The organism is Lachnospira rogosae (ex Hitch et al. 2025), from assembly GCF_040096455.1.
Classification (GTDB): domain Bacteria; phylum Bacillota; class Clostridia; order Lachnospirales; family Lachnospiraceae; genus Lachnospira; species Lachnospira rogosae.
The window spans coordinates 13,577-33,204 of record NZ_JBBMER010000007.1 but is presented as its reverse complement, the minus strand read 5'-3'; the positions used below and the strand labels follow the sequence as shown (position 1 = coordinate 33,204).

Below are 19,628 nucleotides of genomic sequence, written 5' to 3'. Positions count from 1 at the left end.
TAATCATACAGAATATAATATATATTTTAATGTTAGAATTTTTTGGAAAATAGAATATGTGCAGGCTCAGATAAATGGCAGTTAGTAAAGAATACATTTACAGCATCTTTATAATCGCTCATTTTCTGAGCCTTTTTAATAGCCTTGGCTTCTTTTTTGCAGTCACCAAATGCGTATTCCATATAGCACCACATTTCTTTCATACGGTGGATAGCGTGCTTATCACCTGACATTATCTTAAGGCGTTCTTCATACACATAGTTATGGAGCTTTCGCATATTATCTTTATCCTCTTTAAGGTTTCTTGCATATTCATAAGGATTATCACTTATAAGTACATTGATAAGTCCTGGGTCAGCGACAAGTCCGCGACCAAGCATTATGCAGTGTGGCAGTGGTGATTTGCTATTTTCATCTGTATAAGCATAATCTTTAAGAAATGCAATATAATCATTTCGAGTAAATATGTCACCATTGTAACATACAGGGTTGCGGCTTTCTTTAATTGCCAGCCTGAAAGCTTCCTTATTAACATCACCACGGTAATAATCAGTTCTTACTCTTGGGTGGATAATTAATTCCTCAAGGCTGAACTTATTATATACTTCAAGGATATTGTACCATTCATCAGGTGATTCAATTCCGATACGTGTCTTTACAGATACTTTTATATTGTTGTCCTGAATGTAATTATCGGACATTATTTCATAAAGTATGCGTTCAAGCCTGTCAGTATCTGCAAGCATTCCTGAGCCTTTGGATTTGGAAACGACTGTTCCAGAGGGACAGCCTGCATTAAGGTTAATTTCATTATATCCGAAGTTATCAAAAAGCATATGGGCTGTCCATATGAAATCCTCTGAATTATTAGTCATTATCTGTGGTATTGAATTGATTAAATTATTATTTCTGTCAATATCACGCATTTCCTTTGCTAGAAATTTCTCTGTCTGGTTAGGTGATATAAATGGCATAAAATATTTGTCAATTTTGCCGTGTCCGAAGAATTCATCGAAGGCATTACGGAACATATAATCCGTAAGTCCCTCCATAGGGGCAAGATATACTTTGGTGTTAGACATATTTCCTCATTTCCTGTACATTACATAATTTTCTTTTTCTGCTGTCTTGCAGTTATGGCAGTAACCATTTGTCTAGGTACACATTTTGCCACAGTTGTGCCAAGCTTCATCATTAGAGTAGGAACAATTGTGACTTTGCCCCGAAACATCTGTCTTAATGCATAAGAAGCACAGTAAGTGGCTGATATTCCCGGAAGTGCAAAGGTTACATTAGCTACATTATTAAAGTTGGTGTTAACAGGGCCGGGACATAACATACATATGTGAACCCTGCTCTTAGCCTCTCGTAGTTCTTCATTAATGGCACTGGTAAGACTTGTCACATAACTTTTAGTAGCATAATAAGTAGACATATATGGACCGCCAGGAAGAAGTCCTGCACTAGAAGCCACATTCATAATGTAACCACGGTTTCTTTTCTTGAAAGCTTTAACCATATATTTGGTAAGAATATGGGTTGCCTTGATATTTACATTAATCATAGATAATTCTTTATTAAGGCTTGTTTTATCAAAGCTTCCAAGGTCGCCAAATCCGGCATTATTAATGAAGATATATATATTCTTCTTTGCCAATGTCCTGCCAAGCTTAATGCAGGCATTTTCATCAGATAAATCACAGGTTATTATTTCACATCTTGTAGATAACTGCTGTGAGAGAAGAAGCATTTCTTTAGTATTTCTAGATACAAGGATAAGGTCATAGCCTTTCTTGCTTAAAAGCTTTGCCATTTCACGGCCGATACCAGAGCTTGCACCGGTTATGCAGGCAACGGCACGGCTGGATTTATTGGAATTATTAATATTATTCATATTAAACCTCATTTCTGCGCACAGATTAAAGCATAACAGTTTAGTGTCAGGTGCGCACAGACACGATTACTCCACTTGTAAAATTAAATGGACTGCATTACAATAGAAACATTATAACATAAAACAATAGGAGAGAAGTATGAAAAATCGAACCTTATTTAAACAAGAGTACATTGATGCGGCAATGAGAGCGAGCAATTTTGATAATAATAAGTACAAAATATTTAAAATGATATACAACATCTTCGGACTTTTATTTGGAATGGGCTGTATAAGATATCTTATATTCCAGATTATGGGGAGCGAGGAAGCCGACTGGTTTATGGTAATATTTTATGCGTGTGCTGCGGCTGTATTCCTTTATATAGGAATGATTGGAATGGACAGAAGCAGTAAAAGAAAGTACCATAATATATATTCAAGAATGGTTGGAATTACATTTACATATGATATCGACGCAGAATATATTGTTGTAACCGATGAGGAAGACGACAAGGACACATTCAGCTGGGACGATATAATTAAATGGAATCAGGATACGGAAAATATATATCTTTTTGTGTCTGCTGATGACTGCCTTGTAATTAATAAGGAAGGCTTTGTTGAAGGGACATATAAAGATTTAATCGAACTTGCAACAGCAGTTATGGGACTTAGGGATGATGAGGAGAATATTAATGAATAATATAAGCGTTAGAATTAATAACACAGATACACAGGATAATGCAAATGGTCTTTACATAAGAATATTAGAGACTGACGAGATTACAGACATATATAATGAACATATAGTAACAGACTTTCCGGCATCAGAGGTTAAGCCTCTTAGTCAGATGTTAAGAAAGAGAGAGCAAGGACAGTATTTTGTATATGGAATGTTTGAGGATAATGGAGAGCTTGCAGGATATGCGTATTTTATAAAATGCAGTAATAAAGATGTATATCTTCTTGATTATCTTGCGATAGTTAAGAATAAGCGTTCAAAGCATTTAGGTTCAACATTTTTACAGGAGTTAAAGAATATTGCAGTAAATGATGACAGGCTCTTAATGTTAGAGGTTGAAAATCCTGACTATGCAGATGAGGGTGCAGCTAAGGATTATATGATTAAGAGAATAGGCTTTTATAAGAAGAATGGAATGAAATTAAGCAATACAAGCTGTTATTTCCTTGGTAATGAATATAGAATATTGTATGCAGGCGATGAAGTAGAAGATGACTATATGGATGAGATAACAGATACTGTATATAGGGATTTCTTCGGAGATCAATTCGTGGATATGAATGTAAGATTTCATTAATAATAATAAGTAAAAGCTTTGATTGAGTTAATAATCTTTTGAAAATGTAATAACACCTTAAAAATAATAAGTGTACTAATTGACAAAATATGATTAGTTATCGCATAATATGACGTATGAATATGTATAATTATTCATATTCTGGCAGGTATATGTCTAGCGCATCAGGCATTTATCAGGCAGGTACTAAAGATTGCGCAGAAAAGAGGATTACAATGAACAATCAGGAAATGATGGAACTAACAACGGTTGATAAAAGTGAATTTGAAGAACTCGTTAAAGAGTGTACAAGATCAGGCTCCATTGACCAGAATTTATATATCGAATATGATGTTAAGAGGGGTCTTCGTGATAGCAATGGTAATGGTGTTCTTACAGGACTTACAGAAATATCTGATGTATGTGGTAATGAGAATGTTCATGGTAGAAAGATACCTGTCGATGGACAGTTATATTTTCAGGGATATAATGTCCAGGATATTATTAAAGGCTCTACAAGAGATAGATTCCGTTTTGAAGAAGCAACTTACCTTCTTTTATTTGGTAATCTTCCTACAGAGAAACAGCTTGACAGTTTCCTTAGAATACTTGCTGATTTACAGGAACTTTCAGGTGCATTTATCAGAGATGTAATTATGAAGGCAACAAGTACTAATCTTATGAATTCACTTATGAAAAGTATCTTAAGCCTTTATTCATATGATGAAAATCCGGATGACATATCAATTCCTAATGTATTAAGGCAGTCGTTACAGCTTATAGCTAAGATGCCTTTGCTTACAGTATATGCGTATCAGTCATACAGACATTTTAAATTAGACGGAACGCTTATGATTAAGAATCCTAGGAAGGGATATTCAACGGCAGAGAATATTCTTTATATGTTAAGAGATGATGGACAGTTCACAGAGCTTGAAGCTAAGGTTCTTGATATCTGTCTTGTACTCCACGCAGAGCATGGTGGTGGTAATAACTCAACATTTACTAACCACGTTGTAACATCATCAGGAACTGATACATATTCAGCTATGGCAGCTTCAATCGCTTCCCTTAAAGGTCCTAAGCATGGTGGTGCTAACCTTAAGGTTCAGGAAATGTTCGCTGATATAAAAGCTAACTGCAAGGATTGGGATAATAAAGAAGAAATCTGTGCATATCTTAATAAAATTCTTGATAAACAAGCATTTGATGGTGCAGGTCTTATATATGGTATGGGTCATGCTGTATACACTAATTCTGACCCAAGAGAAGTTATACTTAAGAGCTTTGCGAAAAATCTTTCTGTTGAAAAGGGAATGGAGAAGGAGTATGCTCTTTATGAGACAGTAGAAAAAGAAGCAGGACAGCTTATTATGAACAAAAGAAAAATGTTCAAGCCGGTATGTGCCAATGTCGATTTCTACAGTGGATTTGTATATTCAATGCTTGGTATTCCAGAAGAAATGTTTACTCCTATGTTCGCAACAGCTCGTATTTCAGGCTGGTGTGCTCATCGTCTTGAAGAGCTTGTCAATGCAGGAAAGATTATTCGTCCTGCTTATAAGTATGTAGGCTGGCATAGGGATTATCCTAAGATGGAAGAACGCAAATAATAATTAGCAATTAAAGAGGTATTAATCAAAATGTCACAATATAAGGTAAGAAAGTTAAATAAGCCAATTAACTGTGTTGTTGAAGTGCCGGGTTCTAAGAGTATTACGAACAGAGCACTTCTTATGGCAGCGTTATCAGATGGAGAGTGCAGACTTAATGGAGTGTTATTCAGCGATGATTCAAGACATTTTCTTTCAAGTCTTATAGCATTAGGTTATGTTATACAGGTAAATGAAGTTGACAAATATGCAATCATAGAAGGACATGGTGGCAATATTCCTAAGAAAGAGGGCGTTATCAATGTAGGCAGTGCAGGAACAGCAGCAAGATTTCTTACGGCAATGTTAGCTTTTTCTGATGGACAGTATACAATAGAAAGTTCTGAGCAGATGAAGAAAAGACCAATGCTTCCTTTATTTAATGCACTTGAAGATATGGGAGCACATTTTGAGTTCCTTGAAAAAAACGGACATCTTCCAGTAAAGGTAACAGGTGCAGCTTTTGGCGGTAATAAGCCTAAGGCAGAGGTATCAATTGACATAAGTGAGAGTACACAGTTCTTAAGTGCACTTATGATGACAGCACCAATGCTTGACAGTGGTCTTAAGATTAATATTACAAGCAAGAAGACAGATGGCTCATATATAAGAATAACATCTAATATGATGAAGCAGTTCGGCTGTGAGGTTGTACACGAAGGGGCTGTATATCAGATACCTGCTGATGACAATTATGTTGCAGGTACATATCAGATTGAACCTGATGTGTCAGCAGCCTGCTATTTCTATGCGGCAGCAGCACTTACAGGTGGTTATGCCCTTGTTAAGAATGTAAGATATACTTCAATGCAGGGAGATATGAAGTTCCTTGAGGTGTTAAAGCAGTTAGGCTGTAAAGTTGAGGAAGAGCATGAAGGAATAAGTGTTACAGGTCCTGCTAATGGTGAATACAATGGCGTAGACGTAGATATGAATGACTTCTCAGACCAGACAATGACACTTGCGGCAATTGCTCCATTTGCAAAGACACCAACAATTATAAGAAATATTGAACATATAAGACTTCAGGAGTCAGATAGAATAGAGGCTATTGCTAATGAACTTAACAGCCTCTGCATAGATATTAAGAAGGGAAGAGACAGAATAGAAATTCTTCCAGGACATATTAAACCAGGCGTTGTAAAGACATACTCCGATCATAGAATGGCTATGGCATTTGCACTTATCGGGCTCAGAGTGGATGGCATTATAATTGATGATTATGAGTGTTGTGCGAAGACCTTTGAGGATTATTTTCAGGTGCTTGACAGGGCTACACGAGAGTAATGCGAGAGGGGGCAGCTTTTGGTTAGTCGGACTTCGGACGATATAAGGCACGATATTAAGGTGTTAAGCTGGAGGTTATGGATTAGCCGGACTATATAAGGCTCGAAAAAAGGGAGGGCTGCTGGGATAAGGTGATGGTCAGGTAAACAGATTGGATATTTCTAAGATTTTCTGTGAAGGTTGTTGATAGGGACACAGCCGTTCAGACGAAACATCCGTGTTTCGTATTCGCTCACTCGTACATCCTTGTACGAGTGCTGTTGGACGTAGAGGGAAAGCCTAAGAAATATCACAATATGTTTAAAGGACCACCTCCTCACCCCAGCCACCCTCCCTTGATTTTTTCGTTCCTTATATCTGGGTACTGCTTAATTTACACACGTTGATAGGTCCTACTTAGCCGAGAGAACAACAGCCCCACTCCACGAAATAAATTACGGCAAGCACTTACAAAACTTCCGGCTGGCAATCGCAGTTGTGCGGCATTAATATATTGCAAGCTGGGTACTGTTGAAGCCGCCGGCACTTAGCGGCTGTCCTTTAGCCGCTTAGTGTCCGCTGCGGCTTCAAGTAGCGGGAGCGTGCCCAGCGGTAATATATTAATGCCGCACAACGTCCGTCCACCACCGCCACCACAAAAGTTTTGTAAAGTACTCCCACAAATTAAAAGAAAAGCAGGTGACCCCCAATTTGAAAATCCTAATGTACAAATGGAAAGTATACAATCAAAGCGATGTAGCCGAAGCGTTTGAATATTTCGGACATACCGTTGATATGTATGAAGAAAAGCCTGTCAACAGTAACAGTATCACAGGCTATAAAGAACACGATATGAAAGAGATATCAGATGTGATTTCAGAATATGATATAGTATTTTCTCTTAACTACTTTCCGCATATATCAGATGTATGTGAAAAGCTTGGAAAGAAGTATATTGCATGGACAGTAGACAGTCCACTTATATCTCTTTATCACCAGTCTGTATTTAATTCGTGTAATTATATATTTATATTTGATAAGTTCTTTTATTATGAATTAAAGCAGATGGGTGTCCGAAATGTATACTATCTTCCGCTTGCTGTTAATACAGAAAGGCTTGATAAGCTGATTGGTCGGCAGAGCAAAGAAGATCGGCAGAGGTTTGCGGCTGATGTTTCATTCGTTGGAAGTATGTATCATAAGAATTCCTATGATGATATTAAAGATAAACTGCCGCCATATATGAAGGGGTATTTTGATGCGGCAATGCTTGCACAGCTTAATATATATGGGGATAACATAATAGACGATTTGCTGACAGTAGATATATTAAAGGAATTGTCGGAGATAATAGATTTCAGGCAGGGGGACAGGGCATTTTCTGATATACGGCTTGTGTTTGAGTCTACATTTCTGGGCTTTAAGCTTGCTAATATAGAACGTGTAAGTACGCTTAACAGGTTGTCAAAGACGTTAAGGGGTCATAATACTGCCTTGTATACAGACACGATTGACAGTAAGCTGGAAGGCGTTGACTACAGGGGTGCAGTAGCTTATATGACACATATGCCACTTGTATTTAACAATTCGAGAATTAATCTTAATATGACAATAAGAAATATAAGGACGGGCATACCATTAAGAGTGTGGGACATATTAGGAGCAGGAGGTTTTCTGCTTACGAATTTTCAGGTGGAACTCCCGGATTATTTTGAAAATGGAAAAGATATCGTGTACTATGAGGACATTAATGACTGCTGCCGTAAAGCGGAATATTATCTGGCACACGAAGATGAGCGCAGACTGATTGCACTCAACGGCTATAACATAGTTAAACAAAAGCACAGTTATATACAGAGAATTGCCACAATTCTTGATATAGTAAATTATTAATAAAATGTGATTATCACGATTGCGGTAAGGCGTGAGTATTATCATTATAATATGATGTGATAGTTAAAAAGAAATACCGCCACTGGTATTATAATAATTAAAGATTGTAATAAGAATGACATAGAAGCAGTGAACTAATAAATCACTGCCGCTATGTCATTTTATTATATGATTCGTTAGTTATGTTACTGTAATAATATTCAATCAGGTTACTGTAGGCTTCTGATTGCACCAAACACACCATTGAATTCATTGAAAAATGTTTCTTCATATTTCTTTAAGAATACAGAAGCATAATTATCCTTATAAGATAAAGATATATAGAGGTTGCCAATAGCAGAGTCTATAATCTGTATTTTAATAAGAAGGTTATTGTCACATTTCCAAACAGCAGAAGCAGCACATCTGAAATTGTATATAGGAAATTCAGATACGATGTTATAACCAAATCCAAAGTCAATGCTATGTGTGCCTGTTTCGTTAGTATAGGTTATTGTTCCCCATTTTCTGGTAGTGTTATTAGTGTCCGTGCTGGCATTGTCTGCATTATGAATTGTAACTTTTACAGCGGTCATGTTACATACATTTTCATCACATACATATGTAACATTATTGATTAAATTCTCATATGAGGAAGCAGTGCTGTCCTTAAGGCAGAACAATTCACGGCTGTTAATAAAGGTATTGTATTCTGCAAGCTGTGCATCAGTTTCGTTATTAACAGATGTTTCGTCATCGATTTTATTATAGATTTCTTCCCAGAAGGCATCATATATGCACTGTACGCCGCCTTGACGTCCAAGGGTATCAGCGGTTGTTACCATATAGATGTCCTTATCAGGAACATAAAGCGCAAGCTGTCCCGCCATACCATAGAGGGCATATCCGCCGTTGCGTGTGATCCATATCTGATAACCATAACCCTGCATTTCCTCCAAGGTACCGCTCTTTCCATAAGGATCGCTCTGCTTCATTCTTGCGGCTTTGATGTAATCTGCTGGAATAAGCTGCTTGTCGTTGTATACACCATCTTTAGATATAAGATAGATTATTTTAAGCATATCAACAGGTCTTGCACATATTCCAGAACCGCCCATAGGAATTCCACAAGGGTCAGGAAGAATAAATGTATCTTCAGAAAATCCCAGTTCATTAAGGAACTTTTCTTTAAGATAGTCAATAAGTCTCATTCCAGATAGTCTTTCGATAAGAGCACCAAGAACGTGAGTTGATGAAGTGTCATAAGAGAATTGTGTGCCAGGTGCGTGAACAGGCTTGACTGTAAAGAATGAGCCCACCCAGTCGGTTATGCCAGCAGTTTTATAAGTGGTGCTGTCGTGGCACGTTCTCATAGTAAGCATATCCCTTATAGTAAGCATTTTCATATAATCATAAGCTCCATTTTGGGGAAGTTTATCTTTAAAATAATCAACAATATGGTCATCTAATGATAACTTGTGTTCGCCATACAGACAGCCAATGCCCAAAGATACTAAAGACTTTGTCATAGAAAACATACGGTGAAGTGAATTGTTGTCGTAAGGCTTGTAATAGCTTTCCATACATATATTGTTTCCACGCATAATTATAAGGCTGTGCATAGGAATATCCTGATTTTCAAGACGTTTTGCATAATTAATAAGATTGTGGTAGTCGATATTACATTCGCTTGGTTTAACATAATTAAATTTAGTCTGCATAATTAAATCCTCCGTTGGTTAATTATTTTACAAGTGTTCGTTCATTAATAAGCTTAATATAATATATATTACAATACAAATATGAGAGTGTCAAAAATGTATCAGCTGTCTATATGATAATATAATTTTTCAAAATTTAACTTCAAAAATGTATTCAAATCATATATAATGTAAGGAATTATTGAGGTATAGAATGTAGTATAAATTCACAGGAAGGATAGTAATATTAAGAAAATGTAATAGTATACGGATTATTATTGTTTAAATTGTTATTTAAGTTATTATGTAGATTTATAAAAAAGGGGGAACTGAGTTGATTAATGTATTATGCAGAATATTTGTTAAGAATTATAAAGATACGAAAAATCCCAAAGTAAGGCTGGAGTATGGAATATTTGCAGGGATTGTTGGAATTATATGTAATATTGTACTATTTCTTACAAAGCTTACGGCTGGATTTCTTACATCATCATTGTCAATTATGGCAGATGCAATTAATAACTTATCAGATGCAGGTTCATCAATAGTAACACTTGCGGGCTTTAAGCTTGCATCCAAGCCGGCGGACTCGGAACATCCATATGGGCACGGAAGAATAGAGTATATATCAGGCTTTATTGTATCAATGCTCATTATTGTAATGGGTGTTGAGCTGTTAAGAAGCTCAGTTGAGAAAATATTCAATCCACAGCCTCTGGAATTCAGCTTTATTTCAATTATAATACTGATTTTTTCTATTCTTTTAAAAATGTGGATGGCTAAATTTAACAAACGGCTTGGAGATAAAGTAGATTCTGCGGCAATGAAAGCCACAGCAACAGACAGCTTATCAGATTGCATAAGCACTACCGTTGTATTGTTCGGCGTGCTTATTACACAGTTTTCCAATGTAGATATCGATGGCTATGCAGGAGCGTTTGTCGCATTATTTGTAATAATAGCAGGATTTAAAGCAGCTAAAGAAACGCTTTCGCCACTTCTTGGCCAGCCGCCATCAAAGGAATTCGTAAAGGAGCTGGAAAGATTAATATTAGAGGACGAACATATCATAGGTGTCCACGATTTAATCGTTCATAATTATGGACCGGGAAGAGTATTCGTATCAGTACACGCAGAAGTTCCGGCAGATATGGATATTCTTGTGGCACACGACTGTGTGGATATGGCAGAACGCCGCATAGAAAAACGAATGGGTTGTTTTATAAGCATACATATGGATCCTGTAATAACAGATGATGAGGTTATTAATGAACAGAAAGCGGTTGTTCAGGAGATAATTGATGATATATCACCGGATATAAGCATGCATGATTTCAGAACAATAAAAGGACCACATATAACTAATCTTATATTTGATGTGTTAGTTCCATTTGGATTTGATATGAAAGACGATGAGATAGTTAGCAGGATAAAAGATGCACTCCGCGATAAGCACGAGAACTGGAGAGCAGTAATACAGGTTGATAAGAAAATGTTCTGAAATTAATGATGGAGACTGGGATTATATCCAGCCTCCATCATATTGTATTATCTGTCCGGTAAGGTAGTTGTCGGAGTTTAAAATAAGCTTTGCAAGATTGGCAACCCCATAAGGTGAGCCAAGTGTTCCACAAGGAATTTCTTCTGCTAATTCTTGAAGCTCCTCAGGGCTTAAATGTCCATTCATCTCAGTGTCTATAGCTCCACAGGCTATTGCATTAACCTGTATGTTACTTGGCGCAAGTTCTTTAGCTAAAGCTTTGGTAAAAGAATTGATTGCCCCTTTGGTAGCAGAGTAGGCGACTTCACAGCTTGCACCATACAAGCCCCACACTGATGATATGTTGATGATTTTTCCGCAATGACGTCTTAACATATCCTGCACTGCAAAATGGCAGCAGTTGTATACAGAATTGAGATTGACAGACATTATATTATTCCACATATCAGGTGTCATATCCTGAAATAGTTCTATAGATGCAATTCCTGCATTATTAATAAGAACATTTACTTTTCCATAAATGCTTATGGCAAGGTCAAACATTTCATTAACTGTTGAATAATTGCTGACGTCCCCGACAAAGGTTTCACACAATGCTCCCTTTTTAATAATTTCTTCTTTGACAAGTTCAAGCCTGCCAGCACTTTTGGAACAATTGATAATAAGTGCTGTATCAGGTGCTGCTAGGCTTAAAGCAATAGCTTTGCCAATTCCGCGTGAAGCACCGGTTACCACTATGACAGTGGATACATTAGTTTCCATAATAAATCCTCATTTCTATGAATGATTTTTGCACACATCAGCACTTATTGTGTCAGAATAATCTGATATTTAAACATAATAATGCAAATGTGAGCATATACTATATTTATCATTCTATATCAAAAAAATACATTGGGCAAGCTTGACATTTAATGATTTGTGCATACTTACTAAATTTGTAAATGCTTACAAAAAACTCAGAAAGTTATTCGACACAAATTGACAGATAATCAAGAAGTTATCCACAGATAAAAAGTGTGGAATTGCTTAGAAAAATAGTTATACACCGAGTTATCCACATTATCCACAATTTGATATGGGGATAAACACTGTGGATTATATCGTGGATAATAGAATAAATGTTTTGTTCAATTATACAAAATTTTAAATTGTTAAAAAAATACCAGTATTAGTGCTTGACATTTGAAATGCCAGTATTACAGGGGGTTCACGGCTCTTTGACTACTAAATTAATAAAATATCTGTAAATTGTGTGAACTTACTTGTCTAAATGTGAAATTGTGTTATAATAACATTATCAAAAGTCGTGAAGCACAATGAAGCACAATTGAATTGGCAACATTCCTTGATCAGGCAACACGATAATAAAGTGATAGAAGGAGTTGGACATCATGCGTTTTATTATTACAGGAAGAAATATTGATGTAACAGATGGTTTAAGATCAGCAGTGGAGGAAAAGTTAGGTAAGCTGGATAGATTTTTTGCACCAGAGACAGAAGTCAATGTAACATTAAGTGTTGAGAAAGAAAGGCAGAAGATAGAAGTTACAATACCTGTTAAAGGTAACATTATAAGAAGTGAACAGGTAAGCAGTGATATGTATGTGTCTATAGATCTTGTTGAGGAAGTAATTGAGAGACAGTTAAAGAAGTATAAGAACAAGATTGTAGATAAGCATCATAATGAAGCCGCATTTGCCAAGGAATATGTAGAGAATGAATATGAGCCAACAGATGAGGTTAAGATTATAAGAACTAAGAGATTTGGTATCAAACCAATGGATCCTGAAGAGGCATGTGTCCAGATGGAATTATTAGGTCATAATTTCTATGTATTCTTCAACTCAGAGACAGAAGAAGTTAATGTTGTATACAAGAGAAAAGGCAATACATATGGTCTTATAGAGCCAGAACTTGACTAATTATAATGCAGCTGATTATGAATTATAGTTGATTTATATAATTATATTCAAGTCTTTATGGTGTGATTAATGAATTATATGTAATGTACTATATTAGATATAGTTGATGAATTTACATTAATTATAAGGTATATGTTTATAGTAATTTAATTAATTAAAGATTATCTAAAAGAAGTGCAGTATCTTAGTATATCTGCACTTCTTTCTTGTTATGGGTGATGCTTGCCTAATTATATAAATGGTGATACAATTACAATAATTTCAGCTTTTCGTAATGTGGAAAAGGTAAAGTAAGGAGAGTATGTAATGGGTTTAGTTCAGAAAATATTCGGAACACATAGTCAACATGAGTTAAAGAGAATTTATCCTATTGCTGATAAAGTAGAAAGCTATAGGGAAGAATATGGTAAGTTAAGCGATGAACAGCTTAAAGGAAAGACTAAAGAATTCAAGGAAAGATTATCTAAAGGCGAGACTTTGAATGATTTGCTTCCGGAAGCATATGCAACTGTAAGAGAAGCTGCCAAGAGAGTTCTTGGGATGGAACATTACAGAGTACAGATTATCGGTGGTATTATTCTTCATCAGGGACGTATTGCAGAGATGCGTACAGGTGAAGGTAAGACACTTGTATGTACACTTCCGGCATATCTTAATGCACTTGAAGAAAAGGGAGTATTAGTAGTTACAGTTAATGATTATCTTGCTAAGCGTGATGCTGAATGGATGGGACAGGTACACAATTTCCTTGGACTTTCAGTAGGTATAGTTCTTCACGATATGAAAGATGATGAAAGAAGAGCGGCATATGCAAGTGATATTACATATGTTACTAATAATGAACTTGGATTTGATTATCTTAGGGATAATATGGCTATATATAAGGAGCAGCTTGTACTCCGTGACCTTCATTACTGTATTATCGATGAGGTCGATTCAGTACTTATTGATGAGGCACGTACACCTCTTATTATTTCAGGACAGAGCGGCAAGTCAACTAAGTTATATGAACTTTGTGATGTACTTGCAAGACAGCTTGTAAAGGGTACTTACCATGGTGAACGTACTAAGATGCAGGTTATGATGCAGGAAGAGATAGAGGAAGATGGTGACTTTATCGTTAATGAGAAGGATAAGGTTGTTAATCTTACAGAACAGGGTGTCCATAAGGTTGAACAGTTCTTCCATATTGATAACTATGCTGATATTGAGAACCTTGAAATACAGCACAATGTAACACTTGCATTAAGAGCACATTATCTTATGTTCAGGGATAAGGATTATGTTGTCAAAGATGATGAAGTTCTTATTGTAGATGAATTTACAGGACGTATTATGCCAGGACGTCGTTATTCAGATGGTCTTCATCAGGCTATTGAAGCTAAGGAACACGTTAAGGTTAAGAGAGAGAGTAAGACACTTGCAACTATTACATTCCAGAATTTCTTTAATAAGTTTGATAAGAAAGCTGGTATGACAGGTACTGCTCTTACAGAAGAGAAGGAATTCAGGGGAATATACAATATGGACGTTGTAGAAGTCCCTACTAATAAGCCAATAGCAAGAATTGACCATAATGATGCTGTATTTAAGACTATGAAGGGCAAGTTCAATGCTGTTGTAGAAGAAGTTGTTGCGGCACACGAAAAAGGACAGCCTGTACTTGTTGGTACAATAACAATTGATACATCAGAACTTTTAAGTGAAATGCTTAGAAAAAGAGGAATACCTCATAATGTACTTAATGCCAAGTATCACGAGCTTGAGGCTCAGATTGTAGCCGATGCAGGTAAGCACGGAGCTGTAACAATAGCTACTAATATGGCAGGACGTGGTACTGATATTAAGCTTGATGAGGAAGCAAGAGCGGCAGGAGGACTTAAGATTATTGGTACAGAAAGACACGAGTCAAGACGAATTGATAATCAGTTAAGAGGTCGTGCAGGTCGTCAGGGTGACCCAGGTGAATCAAGATTTTATATATCTCTTGAAGATAATCTTATGAGATTATTCGCTCAGGAGACTCTTATGAATACATTTAACAGATTAGGTGTTGGTGAGAATGACCAGATTGAGCATAAGTTGTTAAGTAATGCTATTGAGACAGCACAGAAGAAGATTGAGACTAACAACTACGGAATAAGATTACATTTGCTTGAATATGATCAGGTAATGAATGAACAGAGAGAGATTATGTACGCCGAGAGAAAGAGAGTTCTTAATGGCGAGAGTATGCGTAACTCAATTATGAAGATGATAACTGATTTCGTTGAGGGCGTTGTTAATAGAAGTGTCAGCGAAGATAAGAGTGCTGATGAGTGGAATTATGATGAGATTAACGAGCTTTTACTTCCAACTATACCTATAGCACCAGTTGCGTATGATGAGAATATAAAGAACAAGAATGAACTTATTCATGCATTGAAAGAGAAAGCTGTTAAATTCTATGAAGATAAGGAAGCTTTATTCCCAGAACCAGAGACAATAAGAGAGATTGAACGAGTTGTTCTTCTTAAGGTTATTGATAGAAAATGGATGGATCATATTGATGATATGGATCAGCTTAAGCAGGGAATTGGACTTCAGGCATATGGACAGAAAGATCCTGTTGTACAGTATAAGATGATGGGATATGATATGTTTGATGAGATGACAAGAGCTATTACAGAAGATACAGTAAGACTTCTTATGCACATTCAGGTAGAAGAAAAGGTTGAAAGAGAGCAGGTAGCTAAAGTTACAGGCACTAACAAAGACGAAGGACCTTCTGTAAAAGGACCTGTAAGACGTACAGATAAGAAGATTTATCCTAATGACCTCTGCCCTTGTGGAAGTGGGAAGAAGTATAAGAATTGTTGTGGACGTCAGGCATAATGTCCGGGAAGTGATATAGTAATTTATAGATTATAATATTTGACGGATTGGGGCTGTCACACTATGCGAATATGACATTTTGTGGTATTATAATATGATGTAAGTGTTAATATATTATGTTAATATATTAAAAGAGTTAAGGCTTTGACACTTAATCATAATACTTGGAATGTTTAACATAGTGTGCAGCTCCTTTTTTAATATAGGACCTTAATATAGAATGGTGATTTGTAATTATATACGGATAGCAATGAGCCTGTGAACAAGAGCGTTAATAAGAGAATAAGTAAGTTAATAAAAGAGGTATATAGTGGTAGAATTAGATCAGTTTAAATATAGGATTTCAGGGTATGATGCACAGATTGAGAATATAAAACAGTCGCTCGACCTTGACAGTAAGAAGAAAAGAATAGAAGAACTGGAAGCAGATATGGAAGCACCCGGATTTTGGGACGATCCAGATAAATCCAATAAGGCTATGAAAGAGCTTAAGACTTTAAAGGACTCATTTGAAGGTTATAACAGCTTAAAGTCAGGGCTTGAGGATATTAATACACTTATTGAGATGGCAGATGAAATGCAGGACGACTCATTAATTTCTGAGATAGAAGATGAGATAACTGTATTCGAGGAGAAAATGGACTCAATAAGGACAGAGACACTTCTTTCAGGAGAATATGATAAATGTAATGCAATACTTACATTACATGCCGGAGCAGGCGGAACAGAGAGCTGTGACTGGTGTCAGATGCTTTTTAGAATGTATACGCGATGGGCAGAAAAGCACGGCTATTCAACGCAGACAATTGATTATCTTGAAGGCGATGAGGCTGGAATAAAGTCTGTTACTATAGAGATTTCAGGAGATAATGCATATGGACATCTTAAGTCAGAACATGGGGTTCACAGGCTTGTAAGAATATCTCCATTTAATGCGGCCGGAAAGAGACAGACATCTTTCGTATCGTGTGATGTAATGCCTGATATAGATGAGGATATTGATATACAGATTAATGATGATGATTTAAGAATTGATACATATCGTTCAAGTGGAGCGGGTGGACAGCATATCAACAAGACATCATCAGCAATCAGAATTACACATCTTCCAACAGGAATAGTTGTACAGTGCCAGAATGAGAGATCACAGCACCAGAATAAAGATAAGGCAATGCAGATGTTAAAGGCAAAGCTTTATATGATGAAGCAGGAAGAAAATGCACAGAAGTCATCAGATATAAGAGGTGATGTTAAAGATATTAATTTTGGCAATCAGATAAGAAGTTATGTATTACAGCCATACACAATGGTAAAAGATCATAGAACTAATAAAGATATTGGTAATGCAGCAAGTGTGTTAGATGGCAATATAGATCCATTTATTAACGCATATCTTAACTGGATATCGACAGGAAAGAAAGCTGATGAAGAATAATGAGATAATTAATTTATAATAACTATAAAATGCAGTGGCATTAAGAAAGGAGTAATTATGGCAGATTATATCAGACCGGTAGTATTTACACTTGGAGGTCAGAAGTTTGGAGTGGATATTAACCTCGTTCAGTCAATTGAAAGACAGGTAGATGTTGTTCCAGTTCCTAATGCTATGAAGTACATAAGTGGAATTGTTAATCTTAGAGGAGAAGTAATACCAGTAATGAGTCTTAAGAAGAAGTTCTCTATGGATGATACCGCTGAATCTAAGGGTAATAATACAGTTATCGTTAATCTTCCGGATATGAAGATAGCACTTGAGGTTGATGAGGTTCTTGAAATTGGTGAACTTAACGCAGAGAAGATTGTTGATATGCCAAGACTTGCTAAGAATGAGGAAACAGAATACCTTGACAGAGTTGCAAGTGTAGATGGTGATTTAGTTATTCTTCTTGATATTAACAAGATATTATCAGAGGATGAAGCACAGGGCGTTAGGGAATTTGCTGAACAGATGAGCAGGAACGACTAATACAGTAACTGTTAATTAAGTGTATAGCGAGAAGGAGTGTATATGGGTAATAGCAATGTATTTAAAAGAAATGCAGGTATTCTTATGGCAATCAGTTCGCTTCCATCACCTTATGGAATAGGAACATTAGGAAAAGATGCCTATGAGTTTGTGGATTTTGTAAGGGACAGCAATCATAAATACTGGCAGGTACTTCCGGTAGGACCAACAACATACGGTGACAGTCCTTATCAGCCATATTCGGCGTTTGCGGGTAATCCTTATTTTGTCGATCTGGATATGCTGATAGAAGAAGGACTTCTTCTTAAATCAGAGGTTATAGCAGTTGACTGGGGAGATGGAATAATACCGGTTGAGGTGTCAGAAGATGATGCGGTCAATAACCGATATCCAGTCAACCATGACGGCTATCTTGGTGATGACCGATATGTAAGTTATGAGAAAATGTATAATGAAAGATTTAATGTACTTAGAAAAGCATATGAGCGTTTTAAGGGAAAATGTGTTTCAGCAAAGCTTACCCTTGATAAGGGACTTCCACTTTACAAGCGTTTTGATAATTTTGTTAAGGATAATGCATATTGGCTTAAGGATTACGCAATGTTTATGTCTTTGAAAGAGTATTTTAACCAGAAAGCATGGGGAGAATGGGACAGGGATATTAAGTTCAGAGAACCAGAGGCTATGCAAAGATATGAGGACGAACTTTCTGATGATATAGGATTTTGGAATTTTATCCAGTATGAGTTCTATACACAGTGGGGTAAGTTAAAGGCATATGCTAATTCTAACGGAATTGAGATAATTGGCGATATACCTATATATATGGGCTACGACAGTGTTGATGTATGGGCCAATCAGGCAGAATTCCAACTTGATGAGAATCTCACACCGGTAAAGGTAGCAGGAGTTCCACCAGATGCATTTTCAGATATGGGTCAGAAGTGGGGCAATCCATTATATGACTGGGCTAAGATGGAGAACAGTGATTTTGGATGGTGGAGAATGAGAATGGCTAATTCTGCACGCCTGTATGATATTATAAGAATAGACCATTTTCTTGGTATTATTAAATATTATACTATTCCATATGAAATGCCTGATGCAAGACAGGGCTCATATGAGCAGGGACCAGGGCAGAAGCTTCTTGATGCTATTAATGAATCAATCGGCGATAAGAAGATAATAGCAGAGGATCTTGGAGTATGTATGCCGGAGGTTGACCAGATATTAAAGGATAATAATTATCCGGGAATGAAGGTGCTTGAATTCGCATTTGGTGGCGACAGAAAGAATCCACATCTTCCATATAATTACACTAATAATTGTGTATGCTACGGTGGAACACACGACAATGAAACACTTCTTGGATTTTTTAATGACAGAAATGATGGCGAGTTAGGTTATGCATTTGATTATCTTGATACAAGGGATAAGTACAGAATGGTAGATATGGTGTTCAGAGCTGCATATTCAAGTGTTGCTGTGCTTACAATATTTGCTGTTCAAGATATATTAAAGCTTGATAATTCAGCAAGAATGAACTTCCCATCAAGCTTTGGTAATAACTGGAAATGGCGTATGCAGAAAGGGCAGCTTAACTGGGATCATCTTAATGCAATGAGATATCTGGCAAGTGTATTCGACAGAGAAAGAAACTGATGTGGTACTAAGGTACTATTTACAATTAAAAGT

15 protein-coding genes are annotated in these 19,628 nt (G+C 36.4%); 11 read left to right on the top strand and 4 right to left on the bottom strand.

Annotated features, from left to right (window positions below; translation table 11 throughout):
• Window positions 1-32: 32 nt before the first annotated feature.
• Window positions 33-1,082, bottom strand: a complete 1,050-nt coding sequence (locus WMO14_RS09720; RefSeq protein ID WP_022503060.1) for a tRNA-dihydrouridine synthase family protein — start codon at window positions 1,080-1,082, stop codon at window positions 33-35.
• Between the two features lie 20 nt (window positions 1,083-1,102).
• On the bottom strand, window positions 1,103-1,894 hold the full coding sequence (locus WMO14_RS09715) for an SDR family NAD(P)-dependent oxidoreductase (RefSeq protein WP_116444183.1): 792 nt from the start codon (window positions 1,892-1,894) through the stop codon (window positions 1,103-1,105).
• A gap of 139 nt (window positions 1,895-2,033) precedes the next feature.
• On the opposite strand from WMO14_RS09715, the gene WMO14_RS09710 reads away from it, so the two are divergent.
• The 5 genes from WMO14_RS09710 (at window position 2,034) to WMO14_RS09690 (ending at window position 7,985) form a co-directional block, all read left to right on the top strand.
• Window positions 2,034-2,579, top strand: a complete 546-nt coding sequence (locus WMO14_RS09710) for a YcxB family protein (protein ID WP_055306826.1) — start codon at window positions 2,034-2,036, stop codon at window positions 2,577-2,579.
• Window positions 2,572-3,195 (top strand): GNAT family N-acetyltransferase, encoded by a 624-nt coding sequence (locus WMO14_RS09705; RefSeq protein ID WP_349153742.1) that lies wholly within the window; start codon window positions 2,572-2,574, stop codon window positions 3,193-3,195. The genes WMO14_RS09710 and WMO14_RS09705 overlap by 8 nt, the downstream gene beginning before the upstream one ends.
• Window positions 3,196-3,410: 215 nt before the next feature.
• On the top strand, window positions 3,411-4,787 hold the full coding sequence (locus tag WMO14_RS09700; RefSeq protein ID WP_022503056.1) for a citrate/2-methylcitrate synthase: 1,377 nt from the start codon (window positions 3,411-3,413) through the stop codon (window positions 4,785-4,787).
• A gap of 30 nt (window positions 4,788-4,817) precedes the next feature.
• A complete protein-coding gene (gene aroA, locus WMO14_RS09695; RefSeq protein ID WP_055306824.1) occupies window positions 4,818-6,113 on the top strand; it encodes a 3-phosphoshikimate 1-carboxyvinyltransferase in 1,296 nt (431 codons plus the stop codon).
• A gap of 702 nt (window positions 6,114-6,815) precedes the next feature.
• On the top strand, window positions 6,816-7,985 hold the full coding sequence (locus WMO14_RS09690) for a glycosyltransferase family protein (protein WP_070101794.1): 1,170 nt from the start codon (window positions 6,816-6,818) through the stop codon (window positions 7,983-7,985).
• A 209-nt stretch (window positions 7,986-8,194) separates the two neighbouring features.
• Here WMO14_RS09690 and WMO14_RS09685 read toward each other — a convergent pair whose 3' ends face one another.
• On the bottom strand, window positions 8,195-9,685 hold the full coding sequence (locus WMO14_RS09685; protein ID WP_349153741.1) for a serine hydrolase domain-containing protein: 1,491 nt from the start codon (window positions 9,683-9,685) through the stop codon (window positions 8,195-8,197).
• 313 nt (window positions 9,686-9,998) lie between these two features.
• On the opposite strand from WMO14_RS09685, the gene WMO14_RS09680 reads away from it, so the two are divergent.
• Window positions 9,999-11,165, top strand: a complete 1,167-nt coding sequence (locus tag WMO14_RS09680) for a cation diffusion facilitator family transporter (protein ID WP_022503052.1) — start codon at window positions 9,999-10,001, stop codon at window positions 11,163-11,165.
• Between the two features lie 21 nt (window positions 11,166-11,186).
• On the opposite strand, the gene ymfI is transcribed toward WMO14_RS09680, so the two are convergent.
• Window positions 11,187-11,927 (bottom strand): elongation factor P 5-aminopentanone reductase, encoded by a 741-nt coding sequence (gene ymfI / locus WMO14_RS09675; RefSeq protein ID WP_349153740.1) that lies wholly within the window; start codon window positions 11,925-11,927, stop codon window positions 11,187-11,189.
• 632 nt (window positions 11,928-12,559) lie between these two features.
• Here ymfI and hpf point away from each other — a divergent pair.
• From hpf to malQ, 5 genes are all read left to right on the top strand, one after another.
• Window positions 12,560-13,090 carry a ribosome hibernation-promoting factor, HPF/YfiA family gene (gene hpf / locus WMO14_RS09670; protein ID WP_022503050.1) on the top strand — a complete coding sequence of 177 codons (531 nt, stop codon included), beginning with the start codon at window positions 12,560-12,562 and terminating at the stop codon, window positions 13,088-13,090.
• A 306-nt stretch (window positions 13,091-13,396) separates the two neighbouring features.
• Entirely contained in the window at window positions 13,397-15,964 is a 2,568-nt protein-coding gene (gene secA, locus WMO14_RS09665) for a preprotein translocase subunit SecA (RefSeq protein WP_055177274.1), read from the top strand.
• A 310-nt stretch (window positions 15,965-16,274) separates the two neighbouring features.
• Window positions 16,275-17,399, top strand: coding sequence for a peptide chain release factor 2 (prfB, locus tag WMO14_RS09660; protein WP_022503048.1), 1,125 nt, complete (start codon window positions 16,275-16,277; stop codon window positions 17,397-17,399).
• Window positions 17,400-17,456: 57 nt separating this feature from the next.
• Window positions 17,457-17,933, top strand: coding sequence for a chemotaxis protein CheW (locus WMO14_RS09655; protein ID WP_022503047.1), 477 nt, complete (start codon window positions 17,457-17,459; stop codon window positions 17,931-17,933).
• A 42-nt stretch (window positions 17,934-17,975) separates the two neighbouring features.
• On the top strand, window positions 17,976-19,595 hold the full coding sequence (gene malQ / locus WMO14_RS09650) for a 4-alpha-glucanotransferase (RefSeq protein ID WP_349153739.1): 1,620 nt from the start codon (window positions 17,976-17,978) through the stop codon (window positions 19,593-19,595).
• Window positions 19,596-19,628 lie beyond the last annotated feature (33 nt).

Excerpts from the sequence above, each read along its gene's own strand:
- WMO14_RS09720 (WP_022503060.1), bottom strand. The coding sequence starts at position 1,082 with ATGTCTAACACCAAAGTATATCTTGCCCCTATGGAGGGACTTACGGAT.
- WMO14_RS09715 (WP_116444183.1), bottom strand. The coding sequence starts at position 1,894 with ATGAATAATATTAATAATTCCAATAAATCCAGCCGTGCCGTTGCCTGC.
- WMO14_RS09710 (WP_055306826.1), top strand. The coding sequence starts at position 2,034 with ATGAAAAATCGAACCTTATTTAAACAAGAGTACATTGATGCGGCAATG.
- WMO14_RS09705 (WP_349153742.1), top strand. The coding sequence starts at position 2,572 with ATGAATAATATAAGCGTTAGAATTAATAACACAGATACACAGGATAAT.
- WMO14_RS09700 (WP_022503056.1), top strand. The coding sequence starts at position 3,411 with ATGAACAATCAGGAAATGATGGAACTAACAACGGTTGATAAAAGTGAA.
- aroA (WP_055306824.1), top strand. The coding sequence starts at position 4,818 with ATGTCACAATATAAGGTAAGAAAGTTAAATAAGCCAATTAACTGTGTT.
- WMO14_RS09690 (WP_070101794.1), top strand. The coding sequence starts at position 6,816 with ATGTACAAATGGAAAGTATACAATCAAAGCGATGTAGCCGAAGCGTTT.
- WMO14_RS09685 (WP_349153741.1), bottom strand. The coding sequence starts at position 9,685 with ATGCAGACTAAATTTAATTATGTTAAACCAAGCGAATGTAATATCGAC.
- ymfI (WP_349153740.1), bottom strand. The coding sequence starts at position 11,927 with ATGGAAACTAATGTATCCACTGTCATAGTGGTAACCGGTGCTTCACGC.
- hpf (WP_022503050.1), top strand. The coding sequence starts at position 12,560 with ATGCGTTTTATTATTACAGGAAGAAATATTGATGTAACAGATGGTTTA.
- secA (WP_055177274.1), top strand. The coding sequence starts at position 13,397 with ATGGGTTTAGTTCAGAAAATATTCGGAACACATAGTCAACATGAGTTA.
- WMO14_RS09655 (WP_022503047.1), top strand. The coding sequence starts at position 17,457 with ATGGCAGATTATATCAGACCGGTAGTATTTACACTTGGAGGTCAGAAG.
- malQ (WP_349153739.1), top strand. The coding sequence starts at position 17,976 with ATGGGTAATAGCAATGTATTTAAAAGAAATGCAGGTATTCTTATGGCA.